The sequence below is a fragment of the Variovorax sp. 770b2 genome (assembly GCF_900115685.1).
Taxonomy (GTDB): domain Bacteria; phylum Pseudomonadota; class Gammaproteobacteria; order Burkholderiales; family Burkholderiaceae_C; genus Variovorax.
The window spans coordinates 2,939,033-2,954,184 of the sequence record NZ_FOXJ01000001.1 but is presented as its reverse complement, the minus strand read 5'-3'; the positions used below and the strand labels follow the sequence as shown (position 1 = coordinate 2,954,184).

The window sequence follows — 15,152 nt, the reverse complement described above, 5'->3', positions numbered from 1 at the left end:
TGTCTCCTCGTTGTAAAAATGGCGTGCGTCGGCACGCGGCGCCTGCACTGCAGGCACCGCGGCGTGGGAACTTCAGGAAAGAAAAAAGAGGCGCCGCGTTCAGCCGCGCCGGGGCACCGTCAGTCGATGCGGATGTTCTTGGCCTTGATCAGCCGGCCCATGGCCTGCGCCTCGCGCTCGACGGCGGCTGCCGCTTCGGCGGGCGTGCTGCCGATGGGGTCGAGGCCCGCTTCGTTGATGAGCCTCACCATCTCGGGCGAGTGCGTGATGGCGACGATCTCCTTGTGCAGGCGCTCCACGACCGCCGGTGGCGTTTTCGCGGGCACCCAGAAACCGAGCCAGGTGAACACCTCCACGCCCGGATAGGTTTCCGAGAGCGTGGGCACGTCGGGCGCCGCCGGGCTGCGCTTGCTGCCCGTGTAGGCCAGGGCCTTGAGCCGCCCCGACTTGATGTTGGCCAGCGCCGAGACGGGCGGCTCGAAGCCCAGCTGCACCTGGCCGCCGAGCAGGTCCGGCGCGGCGCTCTGCTTGTAGGGCACGTGCAGCAGTTCGATGCCCGCGGCCTCCTGGAACAGCTCGAAGCCCAGGTGCGAGGTGGTGCCGGAGCCGTACGAGGCGAAGGAAATCTTGCCCGGCTCCCGCTTGGCGAGCGCCACCAGTTCGGGGATGTTCTTCGCGGGCACGGCGCTGTTGGCCACGATGAACGAGCCGCCCTTGAGCGCCTGCGTGACGGGCACGAGGTCGTGCTTCGCGTCGTAGGGCATCTTGGAGAGCAGGAACGGCGTCATCGTGAACGGGTTGCTCGTCGAGAACAGGATCGTGTAGCCGTCGGGCGCCGCCTTGGCCACCGCGTCGGTGCCGATGGAGGCCAGCGCGCCGGGCCGGTTCTCGACCACCACCGGCGTCTGCAGCGCGCGGCCGAGCCGGTCGGCATAGGCGCGCGCGAAGATGTCGGAGCCGACACCCACGGGCGTGGGCGTGATGATTCTTATGGGCCGCGACGGCCAGGGCGCGCCCTGGCCCCAGGCGGGCGCGAGGGCGCCCGATGCGGCCCATACAGCGGACGCGGCGAGCAGCGAGTGGATGAGTTTCTTCTTCATGGTTTGTCTCCGGTATTTCTTGTATTCGGGGGCGACGCTCAGGTGGCGTCGTCGGGCAGCGGTGGATAGGCCGTGCCATCCAGGCCCGGCACCGTCACCCGCGCCGGGTCGTTGCCATGCGCCTGCAGTTGCTCGACGGCGTAGTCGGTCACGCAACCCGAGAGCAGCTGGCGCGGGTCTTCCAGCACGACGCGCAGCCGCGTGTTGAGCGCGCGCCAGTCGTCGGGCCCTGCAACGGCGGGCATCTCGGCCACCGCACGGGTGTCCGCATCGAGCACGGGGCGCACGGTCGAGGAGGGCTCGTAGCGTGGATAGCCCTCGTACATCAGCGCGCCGAGTTCGCTCACGGCATGCGTGTGCGCCCAGAGCTGGCGCATCGGCGTCTCGTAGGCGCGCAGCGCCGCGATGTCGTTGGCGGCGCCGGGCGGGAACTCGCCCGCGTGCGGCGCGATGAAGAGCCGGTCGAGCGAGAGCGTGTGGCGCGAGGCCCCCAGGATCATGGCGGCCACCGAGTTGGTGGTCCAGGTCACGCCGGCGGTCGGCCGGCCCTGGCGGCCCACGACCAGCGCCATGGCGCGCGACCAGTCGATGGCATGGCGCTCCAGCCAGCCGATCACCCGGTGGCTGATGTCCATGCCGACCAGGAAGAAGGTCGCGATCATCACGGCGTTCATCGGCACGGTGGCGCCGACTGCGGAGCCCGTGCCCTCGAGGTAGTGCGTGCGCATGTCCTCGGGGGTGAAGAGCGTGGGCTGCGCCAGCACGCGCTCCAGGTAGCGCTCGGTCAGCACGCAGGAGTAGTGCACCAGCTCGGCGATCTTCTGCTCGCGCCCCCGGTAGGCCGGCACCGCGATCAGGTCGCGCCACAGCGCCACCGAGTTGGCTTCGCGCGCGATGCGCGTGGCGGCCAGCAGCCGCCCGGCCTCCGTGCGCCACAACGGTCCTTCGGGATCGACCAGGCGCATCTTGAGGATCGACGCCACCGCCGGTCCGTGGTGCGAGATGCCGGCCAGCTCCTTGAAGCCGCGCGTGGACAGGCGAAAGCCCTGCACCTCGGGGTCGCGGCCGTTGCCGGGGAACAGCACCATGTCCGCGCTGGTGGCCACGATGAGCGGGTCGCCCGCCGTGGCGGCGCCGGTCAGCGCGGCGAGGTTCGCGCCGATGCCCTGCGGGCCTCCCGTGTAGGTTTCGAAGAGCCGCAGCAACTCGGGGCTCTGGTGGCTCTGGAGCGATGCAGGGGGCTGGTTCATGCGGGCTCCTTGCCTGCGCCGAAGTCGAGGCGGTACACGCGGCTCGGCGTGCGAAACCGCACCTCGCCGCTGAGGCTGTTCGTGACCATGAGGTAGCGCCGGCCTTCCGCCTCGAAGCAGGTCGCATCGGTACCGCCGGATGTGGGGAATTCGCCGACGGGCACCATGAGCCCGTCCTGCATGCGCGAGATCGTCGATTGCAGCCGCGGAATCGGCGCCTCGCGCGTGCCGTGCAGGAAGTTGATCTGCACCAGCCGTCCGCCGTCCGCCGTCGGTATCCATTCGAACTCGCGGCCACCCGGGCCGCTGAGCACCTGGTGCGGCGCGAAGCGGCCGTCGGTCCAGCGGAAAAGCACGGTCTCTTCATGCAGGCAGGCGAACGCCAGCCAGGTCGCGCCCGCCGTTTCGAAGCAGCAGAAGGCGCGCCCGCTCTTGCCGTCGAATTCCTGGAAGGGTTCGAAGGCCTCGCCGTTCCAGCGCAGCAGTTGCGAGGGCACCGCATGGTCGGCGTAGGCCAGGAGCTTCTGTCCCTCGACCTCGAAGAAGGCCCAGTTGTAGCCCCAGCCCGAGCGCACCGTCTGGCGTTTGGCGAAACGCTCGCCGTCCCATTCGAAGATGCACGATTCGGCGCCGGGCGCGAGCGGCGCATCGCCGTGGGTCACGCCTTGCGCGAGCGCGAGGAAATGGCGGTCCTCGATCTCGAAGTGGGTCCACTGCTTGGCGGCCGAAGTCGGAATGCGCTGGAAGACTTCGAAGCGGCCGTCCACCAGCTCGAAGATCGTCGAGTGCGTGTCCAGGGCGTAGGGACCGGCGCCGGTGCGCAGGCTCGCGGTGGCCAGGAAGGCGCGCGTGCCGATGCAGAAGAACTCGGCGTCCTCGCCGCCCGGCACCGGCAGGCGCGCGTGTTCGACGAACTGCCCGCCTTCCCAGCGATAGACCAGCGCCTGGACATCGCTGTTGCCCAGCGTCATCTGCGCAGGCTGGTCGGCGATGTCTTGCGCAAGTTGCGGCACCACGAGGTAGCGCGTGCCGCCGTGCGTGAAGACCTCGGCGGCGCGTGCGCCGGAGGTGTCGAGTTCCTGGATGCAATGCATGAGGGTGCTGTCGGTCATGGTTCAGAAGCCGAACAGGCGTGCGGGGTTGTCGGCCAGCACCTTGCGGCGCGCGATCGGGTCGGGAATCCAGTCGGCCAGCAGGTTCAGCAGTTCGCCGGTGTCGCGCCCGCCCTCGGGAATGTGGGGCCAGTCGCTGCCCCAGATGACGCGGTCGGGCACGGCCTCCACGATCGCCTGCGCAAGCGGCCGCAGCCGCGCGTAGTTGCCGTCCTTCGCGAGGCGGTACGGCCCCGACAGCTTGAACCAGCCGCGCCCGTCGGCCACGGCGCGCAGCAGGCGATCGAAGTCCGCGCGCGTGAGGCCGTCGCTCTCCAGCATGTAGCCCATGTGGTCGATCACGAAGTCCGATTCGAGATCGGGCAGCACCGGGATCAGGTCGCGCACGACCCAGCCCGGCGTGTAGAACTGGACGTGCCAGCCCAGCGGCGCGATGCGCCGGATGCTGCGCTCGATGTAGGCGTGCAGCTCGGTGGTGGGGAGCTGCGCGCGCAGGAAGAGGTCCAGCCGCAGCGCACGCACGCGGCGCGTGTGCATCGCGCGAAGCTCGTCTTCGGGCACCTCGTCCGTCACCATCGCGACGCCGCGCGCGCGGTCGCCCACGGCGTCCAGCGCATCGAGCATGCAGCGGTTGTCGGTGCCGTAGAAGCTGGGCTGCACGATCACGAAACGCTCGATGTCCAGCACGCCGAGCGCGCGCCGCAACTGCGCGAGGTTGCCGTCCGGCAGCGTGTAGTGCGGATGCGCGACGTGCGGGTACGGCTCGGCGGGGCCGAAGACGTGCACGTGCGCGTCGCAGGCGCCAGCGGGCACCTGGAAGGCCGCGCGGGTGAGGGTCTGCGCGTCGCGCATGGGCTTGGAAGTCAGGATCTCGTGGGTCATGGTCGAGCGGTGGCAGGAAAAAAAGTGAAGGCGAAAGGGAAGGGCTTCAGTCGAGCGTGATGCGGCCGCTCGCGAGCAGCGCGCGCAGGCGCCCGATCTCGCCGGCGACGGTGCGCTGCATGTCCGCGGGGTCGCCCGATGCGGGCTCGAAGCCCTGCGCCGTCAGCGATTCGCGAAGCTTCGGACTGGCCAGCGTGCGTTGCCAGGCCTGCAGCACCGCCTGCCTGTCGGCGGCCGGCGTGCCGGTGGGCAGCACGAAGCCGACCCAGGAGCGGTACTGGTAGGTGCGCAATGCCGGCAGGCCGGTCTCGGCGTAGCTCGGAACCTGCGGCAGCATCGCCCAGCGTTGGGAGGATGTGGCTGCGAGGGCCCGCACCCGGCCGCTCTGCACGAGCGGGACGATGGGCGCGGTGGCGTAGAGCATCAGGTCCACCTCGCCGCCCGCCAGCGCGGCCATCACCTGGGCCTCGCCCTTGTAAGGGATGTGGCGCGCGTCGATGCCCAGCGTGTGCAGCAGCTCCTCGCTTTGCAGGTGCAGGCTGGTGCCGATGCCGAAGGAGCCGTAGGTGAGCTCGCCCGGATGGGCCTTCGCGTAGTGCACCAGCTCGGCCATGTCGGCCACCGGCAGCCCGGCGCGCACCGCGACCACGCCGGCGTTGGTCGCGGCGATGCCCAGGGCATCGAAATCGGCGAGCGGGTCGTAGCCGGGCGCCTTGTCGACCACCGGATTGACCGAGGCGATGGACGGCGACACCGCGATCAGCGTGTGGCCGTCGCGCGGTGCGCGCAAGGCGGCCTGCACGCCGATCTTGCCCGCCGCGCCCAGGCGGTTGTCGACCACCACGGGGTGGCCCAGCGCGGCCGCCAGGTCGGGCGCGAGGAGCCGCGCGACACGGTCGATGGGGCCGCCGGGCGGCGCGGGCACGACGATCGTGTAGGCCTGCGGGGCGGCGGCACAGGCGGTGCCCAGCAGCAGGCCCGCCGCGAGGAACAGGGCCCGCCAGTCAGGCCGCGCGCGCATGCGGCTTCTCCGCGGCAATGGATGCATGGGCGGCCAGCGCGCCGCGCACGCGCTCGTGCATCGCGGTGAGCAGCACGTCGGTGTCGATGCCGGTCATGAGGAAGGGCGCCGCGCCGCGCGCGAGCAGCTCGGCATTCAGCGCCGCGTCGGCGATGCCGCCGATCGACAGCGGCGTGCCGGCACGCGCGCAGGCCGCGAGCGCGGTGTCCAGCGCGTGCTGCACCAGCGGGTGGCGATAGTCGCCCGGCACGCCGAGTTCCGCGCTCAGGTCGTTGCAGCCGATGCTCACCAGGTCCACCCCGGGCACCCGTGCGATCGCCTCGGCGTTCTCGATGCCCAGCGGGCTCTCGATCAGCACGTTGACGACCACGGCATCGTTGGCCAGCCGGTAGGTCTCGGCCGCCGGAAGCCGGCGGTAGCCGAACTGCGGCAGCGCGGCGATGGCCGAGCGGTGGCCGTGCGGCGGGAAGCGGCAGGCGGCGGCCAGGTCGGCCGCCTGCGCGGCGGTCTCCACGCGCGGAAAGATGAGGCCCGACGCGCCCGCATCGAGCAGCCTGCCGATGGCGCCGTACTCGCGCTCGGGCACGCGCACCAGCGCCATCAGGCCCAGGTCGTGCGCCGCGGCGCAGATCGCGCCGGCCGCATCCAGCGGGATGGTGCTGTGTTCGAGATCGATCCAGATCGCGTGGTGGCCGCTCGCCTTGGCCAGCCGGGCGACATCGGTCGTGCGCGCCATGCGGATGCCGAAGGCCGTCAAGGGCTCGCCGCGGGCCAGCCCCCGGATCAGCGGGTGGCCCTGGAACGGGTTCGATGCAGGGTGCGCCTGCGGCTTGTCTCTGCTTGTCATGCAGGCATCGTAGGCAAGCTGTCTTATATTTGGAAATACCGTTTATTGTCGGTTTTCGATACTTGGGAAATATCATGGAACTGCGCCATCTTCGCTATTTCGTCGCGGTTGCCGAGGAGCTGAGCTTCACGCGCGCCGCGCAGCGCCTGCACATCGCGCAGCCGCCGCTGAGCGTGCAGATCCAGGCGCTCGAGGAGGAGCTGAAGGTCCGGCTGCTCGAGCGCGACAAGCGGCGCGTGTTCCTCACGCAGGCGGGGCGCCATTTCCTGGAACGGGCGCGCGGCATCCTGCGCGACGTGGAGGCGGCCAAGGGCGAGGCGCAGAGCGCGGCCTCGGGTGATGTGGGGAGCATCGCGCTGGGCTACACGGCGTCTTCGATGCTGTCGCCGGCCATGCCCGGCGCCATTCTTGGCTTCCGGAAATTGCACGCCCGGGTGGTGCTGACGTTGAAGGAAATGACCTCGCTGGAGCAGCTCGATGCGGTGCACGGGCGCAGCCTCGACATTGCCGTGCTGCGCCGCCCGAACGTGGAGATCCCGACCGGGATCACCGTCGAGGAGTGGTACCAGTCGCCGCTCACGGCCGTGGTGCCGCGCGACCACCGGCTCAGCGGCAAGCCGCTGCGCATTGCAGACCTGCGCGACGAACCGCTGGTGATGTACCCGCGCAATGCCGGCATCGGGCTCTACTGGAAGGTGCAGGACCTGTGCGCCAAGGCGGGCTTCCGACCGCGCATGGTGCAGGAGGCGCGCGAGGCATCGACCATCGCGGGGCTGGTGGCCGCCGGCGTGGGCATCGCGCTGGTGCCGGGCGACACGCGCTGCATCCAGCTGGACGGCGTCGTCTACCAGACGGTGCTGGACAAGGAGGCCGTCTCCAGCCTCTACCTGGCGCACCGCCAGGCGGACCCCAATCCGTATGTCGACCTGATGCTCAAGGAGCTTCGCGCGGCGCTCAAGCGCAGGGCGAAGCGTCGGGTCACGTCGTAGCGCTCTGCCGCCGCAGCGTTTCAGATGCTGCGCAGGTTGACCCGCCTGGACAGCGCCTCCGCGCTCTCCTTGCGTTCGCTGTAGCGGTCGACCAGATGGTCCGCGCAGTCGCGCGTGAGCAGCGTGAACTTCACCAGTTCTTCCATCACGTCGACCACGCGCTCGTAGTACGGCGAAGGCTTCATGCGGCCGTCGTCATCGAATTCGAGGAAGGCCTTGGCCACCGACGACTGGTTGGGGATCGTGATCATGCGCATCCAGCGGCCGAGCACCCGCAGCTGGTTCACCGCGTTGAACGACTGCGAGCCGCCCGACACCTCCATGACCGCGAGCGTCTTGCCCTGCGTGGGGCGCACCGAGCCGACGGCCAGCGGGATCCAGTCGATCTGCGCCTTCATGATGCCGGTCATCGCGCCGTGGCGTTCCGGCGATGTCCACACCATGCCCTCGGCCCACTGCGCGAGCGCGCGCAGCTCCTGCACTTTGGGATGGTCTTCGGGTTCGCCGTCGGGCAGGGGCAGGCCGCGTGGATCGTAGATGCGCGGCTCGGCGCCCATCGCGCGCAGCAGGCGGGCGGCCTCCTCGGTCAGCAGGCGGCTGTAGGAACGCTCGCGCACCGAGCCGTAGAGCAGCAGGATGCGCGGCGCGTGCGTCGCGCGCATTGCGGGCATCAACGCCTGCAGGTCGGGCTTGCGAAACGCGGCCGCGTCGAGGTTGGGAAGATCGTCAGGGCTTGGGAACACGCTGGCCTTTCGCGTCGATGACGGCTTCGCCATCTTCCTTGCTGAATGCGCCGCGCTGCGGGCGCGGCAGGATGTCGAGCACCGTTTCGGACGGCCGGCACAGGCGCGTGGCGATGGGCGTCACCACGATCGGCCGGTCGATGAGGATCGGGTGCTGCAGCATGAAGCCGATGAGTTCGTCGTCGCGCCACTTCGCATCGCCCAGGCCGAGCTCGTCGTAAGGCGCTCCTTTCTGGCGCAGCACGTCGCGCACCGGCACGCCCATTGCCGCGATCAGCCGCTGCAGGGTGGCGCGGTCGGGCGGGGTCTTCAGGTACTCGATGACGGTGGGCTCCTCGCCCGTGTTGCGGATCAATGCGAGCACGTTGCGCGACGTGCCGCAGGCGGGGTTGTGATAGATGGTGATGTCGTTCATGGCAATGAGAGAGTCAATCGGAGCGCGAGCGCGGCCAGCGCCGCGAAGAGCACGGGCAGGGTCAGCACGATGCCGGTCCTGAAGTAATAGCCCCAGGCGATGCGCGTGCCTTTCTTCTCGAGCACGTGCAGCCAGAGCAGCGTGGCGAGGCTGCCGATGGGCGTGATCTTCGGGCCGAGGTCGCAGCCGATCACGTTGGCGTAGACCATCGCGTCTTTCACGAGGCCGCTCGCACCCGATGCGTCGATCGAGAGCGCGCCGACCAGCACCGTCGGCATGTTGTTCATGACCGACGACAGCGCAGCCGCGAGGAAGCCGGTGCCCATGGCCGCGCCCCAGACGCCGCCCTGCGCGAAGACGTCCAGCAGCGAGGCGATCCGGCCGGTGAGCCCCGCATTGCGCAGGCCGTAGACCACCAGGTACATGCCGAGCGAGAACACGACGATCTGCCATGGCGCGCCATGCAGCACCTTGCGCGTGCTGATGACATGGCCGCGCGCAGCCACCGCGAGAAGGATGGCGGCGCCCGTGGCCGCCACCGCGCTGACCGGCACGCCCAGCGGTTCCAGCCCGAAGAAGCCCACGAGCAGCAGCACCAGCACGACCCAGCCCGCGCGGAATGTCGCAGGGTCGCGGATCGCATCGGCCGGCGCCCCGAGCTGCGCCGCGTTGTAGCGCGCGGGAATGCCGCGGCGGAAATACAGCATCAGCACCACGAGGCTGGCGAGCACCGCCGCGATGTTCACGGGGACCATGACCGACGCATAGACGTTGAAACCGATCCCGAAGAAATCGGCCGAGACGATGTTCACCAGGTTCGACACGACGAGCGGCAGGCTGGCCGTGTCGGCAATGAAGCCTGCCGCCATCACGAATGCGAGCGTCGCGGCGGGCGTGAAACCCAGCGCGACGAGCATGGCCATCACGATGGGCGTGAGGATCAGCGCCGCGCCATCGTTGGCGAACAGCGCCGAGACCGCGGCGCCCAGCAGCACGATGAATGCGAAGAGAAGGTGCCCGCGCCCCTTGCCCCAGCGCGCCACGTGCAGCGCGGCCCACTCGAAGAAGCCGGCCTCGTCGAGCAGCAGGCTGATGAGGATGACGGCGATGAAGGTCGCGGTCGCGTTCCACACGATGCCCCAGACGACCGGGATGTCGGCCAGCTGCACCACGCCGAAAAGCAAGGCGATCGCCGCGCCGAGCGATGCGCTCCAGCCGATGCCCAGGCCGCGCGGCTGCCAGATGACCAGCACGAGGGTGAAGACGAAGATCAGGACGGCCGGCAGCATTCGGGCGAAGGCTCTTGTCTCAGCAATTGCAGGCCGCGGCCTTGCCGTCGACCGCGCACGCTTCGCCTTCGCAGCAGTGCTCGGTGAGGTAGCCGAGCAGGCCGTTCATCCGGTCGAACGACGCGCGGCAGATGAGGTTGCGGCCCTGCCGCTCCTGCGAGATCAGGCCCGCGTGCACGAGCTCCTTGAGGTGAAAGGACAGGCCCGTCGCCGGTACCCCCAATGTTTCGGTCAATGCGCCGGGCGTGAGGCCCGAGGGGCCGGCCACCACGAGAGCGCGAAAGACCCGCAGGCGTATCGGCTGCGCCAGCGCGGCCAGGGATCGGACGACATCGTTTTCTTCCATCATTCAAGTATCGTTGAATTATTGAATGACGACAACCCGGTCGTGGCGCGAACCGGCCATGGCCCTGGCAGTCCGCGGCCATCCGGCTCGCGCACCCGTTCCTACAGTCGTGCTCCTTGCCACCCGCAAAAAAGGAGACACCCATGTCCGACACCTATGTTCTCGTCCACGGCGCCTGGCATACCGGCGCGGAAATCGAAGCCGTGGCCGAGCACCTGCGCAAAGCCGGCCACACCGTGCATTGCCCGACGCTCGCAGGCAACCACGCCGGAGACAACCGCGCGACGACCACCCTCGAAGACGCCATCGCCTCGGCCGTGCGCTACATCGAAGAGAAAAACCTGACCGAGGTGCGCCTGGCAGGCCACAGCTACGGCGGCATGGTGATCTCGGGCGTGGCGGACCGCATCGCGCACCGGTTGAAGCGCCTGGTCTACATCAACGCCTTCGTGCCGCTCGATGGCGAATCGCTCAACGACATGGTGCCGCCGCATTACATCGCGATGTTCGACGCCATCGCCGGCGCGAACGGCAACGCCGTGACCTTGCCGTTCGAGGTGTGGCGCGACGCCTTCATCAACGATGCCGACCTCGCGCTCGCGCAGGCCGCCTACGAAAAGCTGAACCCGCACCCGTACCGCACCTTCACCGACAAGATCCAGCTGAAGCAGCCGCTCGCGGCCCTCGCGCTGGGCAAGTCCTACGTCAATTGCCAGCAGGACATCGCGCTGCCGCACAGCCTGCCGTGGCATCCGCGGCTGTCGGAGCGGCTGGGACTTTTCAGGCTGGTGGAGTGCCCCGGCAGCCACGAGATGTTTTTCTCGAACCCCGCGCGGCTCGCGCAGGCGATCCTGGAGGCGGGGCGCGACTGACGCAATGTTGTCGGCCCTGCGGATTCAGGCGCCGGCGAACAGCGCGTCGTACACGCGGATCGATGCGTAGGCATCGTTGGCCGCGTAGCGGATCTGCGAATCCGTCAGCTGCTTGTTGGCCCAGTTCGAGGTGGTCGCCTTGCGCGACTTCATGAAGCGGCGGTCGAACACCAGCGCCACCGCCGTCTTCACGCCCACCGACTTGCGGTAGCCGCGGCGGCGGAATTCGTTGTCGATGTCGTACACCGCGCCCGGCTCGATGTTCAGGCGGTTGCGGATCAGCGTGAGGTCGGTCGAGAGGCCGAAGCCGACCTTCTTCAATTCGGTCGAGGCGATCAGCGCGGCAACCACCGGGTTGCATTCGGTGCGATGCAGCTGGAACAGCCAGGCCCGCTCGCGCGTGGAGAACTGCACCACGTGCGGCCCGCCCGACACTTCGTTCTTCGCGAAGGTGGGCTTGGATTCGGTGTCGAAGCCCGCGACACCGGCGGCCAGCAGGGTGGCGGCGGCGTGCTCGGCCTCCTGCAGCGTGGTGACGACGGCGATGTCCTTCAGGTCCAGGCCCTCGAAGGGCTCGAGCAGGGCGATCTGCTCGCGTTCGGGCAAGGGCTGCAACGTGGATGTGTTGTCGCTCACCGAGGGGATGCTTTCTTGGTCTTCACTGCGGCTTTCTTTGCGGGTGTCTTTTTCGCCGCGGCTTTTTTCGCTGCGGCTTTGGGTTTGGGCTTGGGCTGTTTGGGGGGCTGGCCCGAACGCAGGGCGGCTTCGTAGGCCAGGCGGCCCCAGCGCGCGGCCTCTTCGCGATCCTCGAAGAGATCGGCCGGCGCGAGCCGGTACGACATCGGCATCTCCTTGCCCTGGCGCACGTAGGTGAAGGGCGGCAGGTCCAGCCTGTCGAAATGCTCGGCGCTGCCGGCATCGGACTTCAGGTACAGCGTGTCCTTGGCGACGAGCGCGATCATGCGGCCCTCGTGCCACACGCCGTGGCCGCCGAACATGCGGCGCGTCTGGATGCGGCCCAGGCGCTCGAAGACCTCGTGCAGGCTCTGGACGAAATCGCTCATCGCGGGGCGTTCGCCGCGGGCCGGACCGGCGTCGATGCCCCTGCGCCGACCACGGTGTTCCAGGCCTTCACCTGCCAGCCCGTCACGATGCCGTTGAGCACGTACGGGTCGGCCTTGGCGAAGGCTTCGGGCACCTCGGGCGAGGCGGCCTCGAACAGCAGCACGGCCCCATCGGGCGGGTTGCCGGTGGCGCCGCCGAGCAGCAGCTCGCCGCGCGCCACGGCCTGCCATGCGAAGGCCAGGTGCACGTCGCGGAATTCGCCGCGGCGCTGGAGGTAATCGGGGGCGGTGTCGTAGATCAGCAGGTAGTGCATGAAGGTGTCTCCGCGGCGTTCAGGCCGTGATTTCGATGCGGTTGCCATCCGGGTCGAGCACCACGCTCTCGTAGTAGCCGTCGCCGGTGCGGCGCGGGCCGTCGAGCAGTGGATGGCCGTCGGCCTTCAGCCGCTGCGTGAGCGCGTTGACCGCGGCATCGGAGCCCACGCTGATGGCCAGGTGCGTCCAGCCCATGCGCTGTGCGCCGGCTTCGGCTGCGACGGGGGTGAGCGTGCTGGTCGTCATCGCCTCGATGCGGGCGCCATCGCCCAGGCTCAGGAAGCACGAGGCGAAGCCCTTGGCCGGGTTGACGTAGCCCGCGCCGGCCGTCGCGCCGAAGTAATCGACATAGAAGCGCTTGCAGCGTTCGAGATCGGTGGTCCAGAGGGCGATGTGGTCGATGCGCATAGGAAAGAAAAAATCAGGGTCTCACAAGGTGTGAAGAAACCGTAGCGAGCGCCCCGAGCGTGCATCCAGGACCGGAGCCGTACTTTGTACGGTGAGGACCGCAGGTGCGAGATCGGGGTGCGCAGCAGGTTTATTCACATCTTGTCAGCCCACCCGCCAGGGCGGGCGGGAGGGCGACCAATGGTAGGCGATGCGTTCGCGCCCGCTGGTGGGGTGGTGGTCGACCGTGCCGCGCGCGAGGCCATAGCGTTCGTAGAAGCGCTGCGCGGCGGTGTTGGTGGTGGCCACGTGCAGGCGCCAGCCGGTCGGTATGCGCACGCACGCCTCGTCCAGGAGCGCCTGCCCGAGGCCCTGGTTGCGCAGGTGCGGCTCGACGAAGAGTTGGGCCACGTACTCGCGCCGCTCCAGCAGCACCATGAACGCGAGCACCTGGCCATCGCGCTCGGCCAGCACCACCTCGGCCGGCGGCACGAATTCGGCCTGCACGCGCTTGAGCCAGTGCGAAATCGGTTCGGTCAAAGCGGCGTTGCGGTTGGCCGAGATCCATGCGCGGCGCCAGATGCCGGCCAGCACGATGCTCTCTTCGGCGGTGCCATCGCGCGACCGCAGGTGGAAGGCGGGGTTTTGGGCGGCGGACATGCGTTTCATGATACGGCGGGCACCCGCCGCAGTCGATTGGGGCCTGAACAGGCCCTCCTAGGCGTGCAGCGTCTGTGCGTGGTGCGCGATGTGGTCGGCCATGAAGCTCTGGATGAAGTAGTAGCCGTGGTCGTAGCCCGCGTGGCGGCGCAGCGTGAGCGGCTGGCCGGCGGCGAAGCAGGCGGCCTCGAACACCTCGGGGTGCAACTGCTCGGCGAGGAATTTGTCGGCCAGCCCCTGGTCGATGAGGATGCCCTGCGGGTAGGGCGCGACGGTCTGCGAGCGTATGAGCGCGCTCGCGTCGTGCGCGAGCCACTGCGCGCGGTCCACCCCGGGCGCGCCGAGGTAGCCGTTGAACGCCTTCTCGCCCCACGGGCACTCGGTGGGCGCGCAGATCGGCGCGAAGGCCGAGAGCGATTTGAAGCGCCCCGGATGCCGCAACGCCAGCGTGAGCGCGCCATGCCCGCCCATCGAGTGGCCGAAGATGCCGATGCGCTGCCCGTCGATCGCGAAGTGCTGCGCTACCAGCGGCAGCAGCTCGTGGACGATCCAGCTCTCCATGCGCCAGTGCGTGGCCCAGGGCTCCCGCGTGGCGTCCAGGTAGAAGCCGGCGCCGATGCCGAAGTCCCAGTCGTCCTTCGCGCCGGGCAGGGACTCGGCGGTGGGGCCGCGCGGGCTGGTGTCGGGCGCGATCAGCGCGAGGCCCAGGCTCGCGGCCATGCGCTGCGCGCCGGCCTTGATGGCGAAGGTCTCTTCGTTGCAGGTGAGGCCCGCGAGGTAAAGGAGGGCCGGCACCGGCCCGTTCGCTGCCTGCGGCGGCAGGTAGACCGAGAAGCGCATCGGCAACCCGATCTCTTGCGAGGCGTGCTCGTGAAAGCTCTGCACGCCGCCGAAGCAGGGGTGTTCGGACAGGGTCTTGGGGGTGTGGTCGGTCATGGCTTTTCGTTGCGCAGCGCGGGGACAAGTTCGAGCACCGCATCGGCGAAGGTGCGCGGCGCTTCCTGCGGCAGGTTGTGGCCCGCGCCGGGCACGAGGCGGTGCGAGCGCGGGCCGCTGAAGCGGTGCGCGTGGGCCGCGGCATCGGCGGGCGGCCGCACGCCGTCGTCGATGCCGTCGAAGGTGATGGCGGGCACGGTGATCGCGGGCTGCGCGGCGAGGCGGCGCTCGATGTCCGCATAGGCCGGGTCGCCGGGCACGAGGCCGAAACGGTGGCGGTACGAGTGGATCACCACGTCGACGAAGTCGGGGTGGTCGAAGGCGGCGGCGCTGCGCGCGAAGGTGGCGTCGTCGAACTGCCAGGTCGGCGACCACAGCTTCCACAGCAGTTTCGTGAGGGCCTTGCGGTCCTTCGCGAGGCCGGCGCGGCCGCGTTCGCTGTGGAAGTAGTACTGGTACCAGAGGCTGTGCTCGTTCTCGGCCGTGTCCGGCTCCATCGCCTTGGCGATGTTCTGGATGTTGTAGCTGTTGAGCGAGACCAGGCCCGCGCATCGCTCGGGCCACAGCGCGGCGACCACGCAGGCGGCGCGGCCGCCCCAGTCGTAGCCGGCGAGCACCGCGCGGTCGATCTTCAGCGCATCGAGCAGCGCCAGCAGGTCGGCGCCGAACGCCGCCTGCTCGCCCGAGCGCGGCGTGGCATCGGCGAGGAAACGCGTGCCGCCGTAGCCGCGCATGTACGGCACGATGACGCGGCAGCCCTGGCTTGCGAGCATCGGCGCGACTTCGGCATAGGTGTGGATGTCGTACGGAAAGCCGTGCATCAGCAGCACGGGCGGGCCGTCCGCGGGGCCGGCTTCGTAGCAGGCGACTTCGAGGACGCCCGCCTCGATCTTGCGCAACGGCTCCATGCGGTTCATGGCTGGT

Annotated in this window: 19 protein-coding genes; 2 read left to right on the top strand and 17 right to left on the bottom strand. The window is 69.3% G+C overall.

Going from position 1 to position 15,152, the window contains the following annotated elements; genetic code table 11:
* Window positions 1–119 precede the first annotated feature (119 nt).
* The 6 genes from BM133_RS13680 to BM133_RS13655 are packed head-to-tail and all read right to left on the bottom strand — an operon-like array spanning window position 120 to window position 6,212.
* Window positions 120–1,100 (bottom strand): Bug family tripartite tricarboxylate transporter substrate binding protein, encoded by a 981-nt coding sequence (locus BM133_RS13680; protein ID WP_093434401.1) that lies wholly within the window; start codon window positions 1,098–1,100, stop codon window positions 120–122.
* Window positions 1,101–1,138: 38 nt separating this feature from the next.
* Window positions 1,139–2,350 carry a DUF5624 domain-containing protein gene (locus BM133_RS13675; protein WP_093434399.1) on the bottom strand — a complete coding sequence of 404 codons (1,212 nt, stop codon included), beginning with the start codon at window positions 2,348–2,350 and terminating at the stop codon, window positions 1,139–1,141.
* Window positions 2,347–3,462: a hypothetical protein gene (locus BM133_RS13670; protein WP_093434398.1), complete on the bottom strand. Its 1,116-nt coding sequence runs from the start codon at window positions 3,460–3,462 to the stop codon at window positions 2,347–2,349. The genes BM133_RS13675 and BM133_RS13670 overlap by 4 nt, the downstream gene beginning before the upstream one ends.
* 3 nt (window positions 3,463–3,465) lie before the next feature.
* Window positions 3,466–4,344, bottom strand: a complete 879-nt coding sequence (locus BM133_RS13665; protein WP_093434396.1) for an amidohydrolase family protein — start codon at window positions 4,342–4,344, stop codon at window positions 3,466–3,468.
* A gap of 46 nt (window positions 4,345–4,390) precedes the next feature.
* Window positions 4,391–5,365 (bottom strand): Bug family tripartite tricarboxylate transporter substrate binding protein, encoded by a 975-nt coding sequence (locus BM133_RS13660; RefSeq protein WP_177224795.1) that lies wholly within the window; start codon window positions 5,363–5,365, stop codon window positions 4,391–4,393.
* Window positions 5,349–6,212 (bottom strand): HpcH/HpaI aldolase family protein, encoded by an 864-nt coding sequence (locus tag BM133_RS13655; RefSeq protein ID WP_093434394.1) that lies wholly within the window; start codon window positions 6,210–6,212, stop codon window positions 5,349–5,351. Before BM133_RS13655 ends, BM133_RS13660 begins: the two co-directional genes overlap by 17 nt.
* A gap of 74 nt (window positions 6,213–6,286) precedes the next feature.
* Here BM133_RS13655 and BM133_RS34610 point away from each other — a divergent pair, with 74 nt between their 5' ends.
* On the top strand, window positions 6,287–7,201 hold the full coding sequence (locus BM133_RS34610) for a LysR substrate-binding domain-containing protein (RefSeq protein ID WP_177224794.1): 915 nt from the start codon (window positions 6,287–6,289) through the stop codon (window positions 7,199–7,201).
* A 20-nt stretch (window positions 7,202–7,221) separates the two neighbouring features.
* Here the strand turns inward: BM133_RS34610 and arsH are convergent, their stop codons facing one another.
* From arsH to BM133_RS13625, 4 genes are read right to left on the bottom strand one after another with little or no spacing between them, the layout of a single operon-like run.
* Complete coding sequence (arsH, locus tag BM133_RS13640; protein WP_093434393.1) at window positions 7,222–7,977, bottom strand: arsenical resistance protein ArsH; 756 nt, start codon at window positions 7,975–7,977, stop codon at window positions 7,222–7,224.
* The gene (gene arsC, locus BM133_RS13635) at window positions 7,928–8,359 is read right to left on the bottom strand and encodes an arsenate reductase (glutaredoxin) (RefSeq protein WP_093434392.1); all 432 of its coding nucleotides are present in this window, start codon (window positions 8,357–8,359) and stop codon (window positions 7,928–7,930) included. Before arsC ends, arsH begins: the two co-directional genes overlap by 50 nt.
* Window positions 8,356–9,648 (bottom strand): arsenic transporter, encoded by a 1,293-nt coding sequence (locus BM133_RS13630; RefSeq protein ID WP_093434391.1) that lies wholly within the window; start codon window positions 9,646–9,648, stop codon window positions 8,356–8,358. Before BM133_RS13630 ends, arsC begins: the two co-directional genes overlap by 4 nt.
* 19 nt (window positions 9,649–9,667) lie before the next feature.
* Window positions 9,668–9,994, bottom strand: a complete 327-nt coding sequence (locus BM133_RS13625) for an ArsR/SmtB family transcription factor (RefSeq protein ID WP_093435320.1) — start codon at window positions 9,992–9,994, stop codon at window positions 9,668–9,670.
* 143 nt (window positions 9,995–10,137) lie between these two features.
* Between BM133_RS13625 and BM133_RS13620 the strand changes: the two genes are divergently transcribed.
* Window positions 10,138–10,866: an alpha/beta fold hydrolase gene (locus BM133_RS13620; RefSeq protein WP_093434390.1), complete on the top strand. Its 729-nt coding sequence runs from the start codon at window positions 10,138–10,140 to the stop codon at window positions 10,864–10,866.
* A 24-nt stretch (window positions 10,867–10,890) separates the two neighbouring features.
* On the opposite strand, the gene BM133_RS13615 is transcribed toward BM133_RS13620, so the two are convergent.
* The 7 genes from BM133_RS13615 to BM133_RS13585 form a co-directional block, all read right to left on the bottom strand.
* Window positions 10,891–11,502 carry a 3'-5' exonuclease gene (locus tag BM133_RS13615; RefSeq protein ID WP_093434388.1) on the bottom strand — a complete coding sequence of 204 codons (612 nt, stop codon included), beginning with the start codon at window positions 11,500–11,502 and terminating at the stop codon, window positions 10,891–10,893.
* Entirely contained in the window at window positions 11,499–11,930 is a 432-nt protein-coding gene (locus tag BM133_RS13610) for a TfoX/Sxy family protein (RefSeq protein ID WP_093434387.1), read from the bottom strand. The genes BM133_RS13615 and BM133_RS13610 overlap by 4 nt, the downstream gene beginning before the upstream one ends.
* Window positions 11,927–12,244, bottom strand: a complete 318-nt coding sequence (locus BM133_RS13605) for a YciI-like protein (protein ID WP_093434385.1) — start codon at window positions 12,242–12,244, stop codon at window positions 11,927–11,929. Before BM133_RS13605 ends, BM133_RS13610 begins: the two co-directional genes overlap by 4 nt.
* A 19-nt stretch (window positions 12,245–12,263) precedes the next feature.
* Window positions 12,264–12,653 carry a VOC family protein gene (locus BM133_RS13600; RefSeq protein ID WP_093434384.1) on the bottom strand — a complete coding sequence of 130 codons (390 nt, stop codon included), beginning with the start codon at window positions 12,651–12,653 and terminating at the stop codon, window positions 12,264–12,266.
* Between the two features lie 144 nt (window positions 12,654–12,797).
* On the bottom strand, window positions 12,798–13,292 hold the full coding sequence (locus tag BM133_RS13595) for a GNAT family N-acetyltransferase (protein ID WP_256219165.1): 495 nt from the start codon (window positions 13,290–13,292) through the stop codon (window positions 12,798–12,800).
* A gap of 57 nt (window positions 13,293–13,349) precedes the next feature.
* Window positions 13,350–14,228, bottom strand: coding sequence for an S-formylglutathione hydrolase (gene fghA, locus BM133_RS13590; RefSeq protein WP_093434381.1), 879 nt, complete (start codon window positions 14,226–14,228; stop codon window positions 13,350–13,352).
* Window positions 14,225–15,145, bottom strand: coding sequence for an alpha/beta fold hydrolase (locus BM133_RS13585; RefSeq protein ID WP_093434379.1), 921 nt, complete (start codon window positions 15,143–15,145; stop codon window positions 14,225–14,227). Before BM133_RS13585 ends, fghA begins: the two co-directional genes overlap by 4 nt.
* Between the last annotated feature and the right edge of the window lie 7 nt (window positions 15,146–15,152).